The 3,131-nt window shown below is 34.8% G+C and carries 4 protein-coding genes; 2 read left to right on the forward strand and 2 right to left on the reverse strand.

Annotated elements, in window-relative coordinates:
• Positions 1 to 556 (reverse strand): arginase family protein (locus VFS71_RS18195; protein WP_326403042.1); only part of this gene is annotated, 556 nt, incomplete at its 3' end.
• Positions 557 to 565: 9 nt separating this feature from the next.
• Complete coding sequence (gene rocD, locus VFS71_RS18200) at positions 566 to 1,816, reverse strand: ornithine--oxo-acid transaminase (protein ID WP_326403043.1); 1,251 nt, start codon at positions 1,814 to 1,816, stop codon at positions 566 to 568.
• Positions 1,817 to 2,056: 240 nt separating this feature from the next.
• Here rocD and VFS71_RS18205 point away from each other — a divergent pair, with 240 nt between their 5' ends.
• A complete protein-coding gene (locus VFS71_RS18205) occupies positions 2,057 to 2,509 on the forward strand; it encodes an Lrp/AsnC family transcriptional regulator (RefSeq protein ID WP_326403044.1) in 453 nt (150 codons plus the stop codon).
• A 122-nt stretch (positions 2,510 to 2,631) separates the two neighbouring features.
• On the forward strand, positions 2,632 to 3,131 hold a 500-nt coding region (locus tag VFS71_RS18210), incomplete at its 3' end, for a penicillin acylase family protein (RefSeq protein WP_414656007.1).

The raw sequence follows: 3,131 nt of genomic DNA on the forward strand, positions 1-3,131 counted from the left end.
AATTTTCAGCCAATACTTTCGGACCATCAATACCTATATTTTTCATTTCATTCCAATGCTCTTGGGTATCTTTGGCAACATCATTGACCTGACAGTCTAAATTATCGTCACCAAGCGCTGCCGCCAATGGCATTCCATGAATATTCCCAGATGGCGTTGTGTAAGGAGAATGCAAATCGGCATGCGCATCAATCCATATAACACCAACTGTTTGCTCGGGATAAGCAGCTTTTATGCCGCTAATGGTTCCCAAAGCCGAAGAATGATCTCCTGATAAAACTAATGGAAAATAATTATTGGTCAAGCTATTTTTTACCGCATTATTAACACGAGTACATTGCTCAACAACATGTTCAATTCTCTTGGCAACAGAACTGCGATATTTATCATAAATGGATTCGTTATGCGTTTTTACATCTTCAAATTCATACTCATTAAAATAATCACTATTCTTATTTATTGCCGCAATTTCTATTGCATCAATCCCCATATCAGATCCACGAGTACCTGCCCCAATATCCGATCGGTTTTTGATAATCTTAATAACCTTATTCATTCCTAGAGACTATTTAAAATCATTTAACGCTTGTTCAATAATGACAAGACATTCTTGAATTTGGGCTTCAGTGATTACCAATGGTGGTGCGAAACGTATTTTATTTCCATGAGTAGGTTTTGCCAACAATCCATAATCTCTAAAACGAAGACAGATATCCCAAGCCAAATCCGAATCTTCTCCACTGTAAATTACAATGGCATTCAACAAACCTTTTCCTCTAACCAAAGAGATTAATGGATTACGTTCTGCAATTTCGTTAAGACCTTTTCTCAAAATGATTCCTAATTTTTCTGCATTTTCAGCTAAATTTTCTTCACGTACTACCTCAAGAGCAGCAATGGCAACTGCAGCCGCAATAGGATTTCCTCCAAAAGTAGATCCGTGCTGTCCTGGTTTGATAACATTCATGATTTCATTATTGGCCAAAACTGCCGATACGGGATAAACTCCTCCCGAAATAGCTTTCCCTAAAATTAAGATATCAGGTTGTACATTTTCATGATGAACCGCCAATAATTTACCTGTTCTGGCAATACCAGTTTGAACTTCATCTGCAATAAACAAAACATTATGCGCTTCACAAAGTGCTTTGGCTTTCGCCAAATAACCCTCGCTAGGAACATAAACTCCGGCTTCACCTTGAATAGGCTCCACCAAAAATCCAGCTATATTTTTTGATGATTTCAAAGCATTTTCTAAGGCTTCTGTATCATCATAAGGAATTTTTATGAACCCTTCAGTAAAAGGACCAAAGCTTTTTCGAGCTCCTTCATCATTTGAAAAAGAAATAATTGTCGTTGTTCTTCCATGAAAGTTATTCTCACATACAATAATTTGTGCTTGATTTTCAGCAATTCCTTTTACTTCATAAGCCCATTTTCTACACAATTTCAAAGCCGTTTCTACAGCTTCTGCACCTGTATTCATTGGTAACACTTTGTCGAAACCAAAATAATTGGTTATATACTCCTCATAAACTCCTAATTGATCGTTATAAAATGCACGTGAAGTTAATGTCAATCGTTGCGCTTGTTCCATCATTGCTCCAACAATTTTTGGATGACAATGTCCTTGGTTCACTGCTGAATAAGCCGATAAGAAGTCAAAATATTTTTTCCCGTCAACATCCCATACATAAACACCTTCACCTTTTTCCAAAACAACCGGTAGTGGATGGTAATTATGAGCTCCATATTTATTTTCTTTTTCTATTAAAACTTCCGATTTGGAAGAAAGTTCCTGTGTTGTATGTGTCATGATTCGTTATTTTTTAAAATTTAAAAAACAAAAGTAATTAAAATTTTTATTTATGAGCAAAAAAAACTTATTTTTGACTTAAATCTAACATTTTAAATGAATAATTATTTTATTTAAACAAAAATTAAGTCATATTTTTAATTTAACATTTAAGTAGTTTTTCATCAAAAAATATAAATAAAAAAATAATTACTTTTATAACCCTAAAAAAAGTGATTTTAACTTTAAAAAAACATAAAAATGGACATATTAGATGAATTTGACATCAATATTATAAAAGAATTAGAAAAAGATGGGAGAATGGCCTTCTCGGCAATTGCAACCAATTTAAAAATATCAAATACGATGGTTCACCAACGTATCAACCGTTTATTGGAAAATGGAATCATAACTGGAATCAAGCCTACCCTAGACGAAAAAAAAATAGGTTATGATTGGGGAGCTTTCACAGGAATTACACTAAAAAAAGACCATGACTCCGCAAGAGTTATCGAAGAATTAAAAAAAATACCTGAAATTACAGAGTGTTATTTTATAACTGGTTCATACACTCTTTATATAAAAATGATTGCCAAAGACCATGAACACATGAGAAAACTACTTTATGAACAAATTGACAACATCCCCGGCATTGCAAAAACCGATTCATTAATAGAATTGGGCTGCGCTTTTAAACGAAACGTAAGCTTGTAGACAAGCTACTCGTTAAGAACAACAAGAATTAGTTCCCCATTTTCAAGTTTAAACTTAAAATTCACAACACTTTTTCTCTGTTACATATGCAAAACTGCAAATACATAATTTCCCTATTATGGTTGATAGTATTTAGCTTCAACAACACCGCTACAGCCCAAAAGCTAGATAGCAAGGAAATCAATCGGCTCCAAAAATTGGCTCAACAAGTCACTATCATTAGAGACAACTGGGGAATTGCACATGTTTACGGAAAAACGGATGCCGATGCCGTTTTTGGAATGCTCTATGCGCAATGCGAAGACGACTTCAAAAGAGTCGAATACAATTACATAGACAAACTGGGACGACTGGCCGAAATAAAAGGAAAAGCCGCTTTGTACAATGATTTGGAAATTCGCTTATTGATAGATGCGAATGAAGCCAAAGCCGATTACAAAAACGCAGCCCCTTGGCTTAAGAAATTATTGAATAGTTACGCAGACGGCATCAACTATTATTTACACAATCATCCCGAAGTTAAGCCGTTAATCATTACCCATTTTGAACCTTGGTATCCTTTATTATGGACAGATGGCAGCATTGGCGCAATAAACACCGCCGACTTAACTGATGCCGAACT

The organism is Flavobacterium sp., from assembly GCF_035760125.1.
Taxonomy (GTDB): Bacteria; Bacteroidota; Bacteroidia; order Flavobacteriales; family Flavobacteriaceae; genus Flavobacterium.

Excerpts from the sequence above, each read along its gene's own strand:
- rocD (WP_326403043.1), bottom strand. The coding sequence starts at position 1,816 with ATGACACATACAACACAGGAACTTTCTTCCAAATCGGAAGTTTTAATA.
- VFS71_RS18205 (WP_326403044.1), top strand. The coding sequence starts at position 2,057 with ATGGACATATTAGATGAATTTGACATCAATATTATAAAAGAATTAGAA.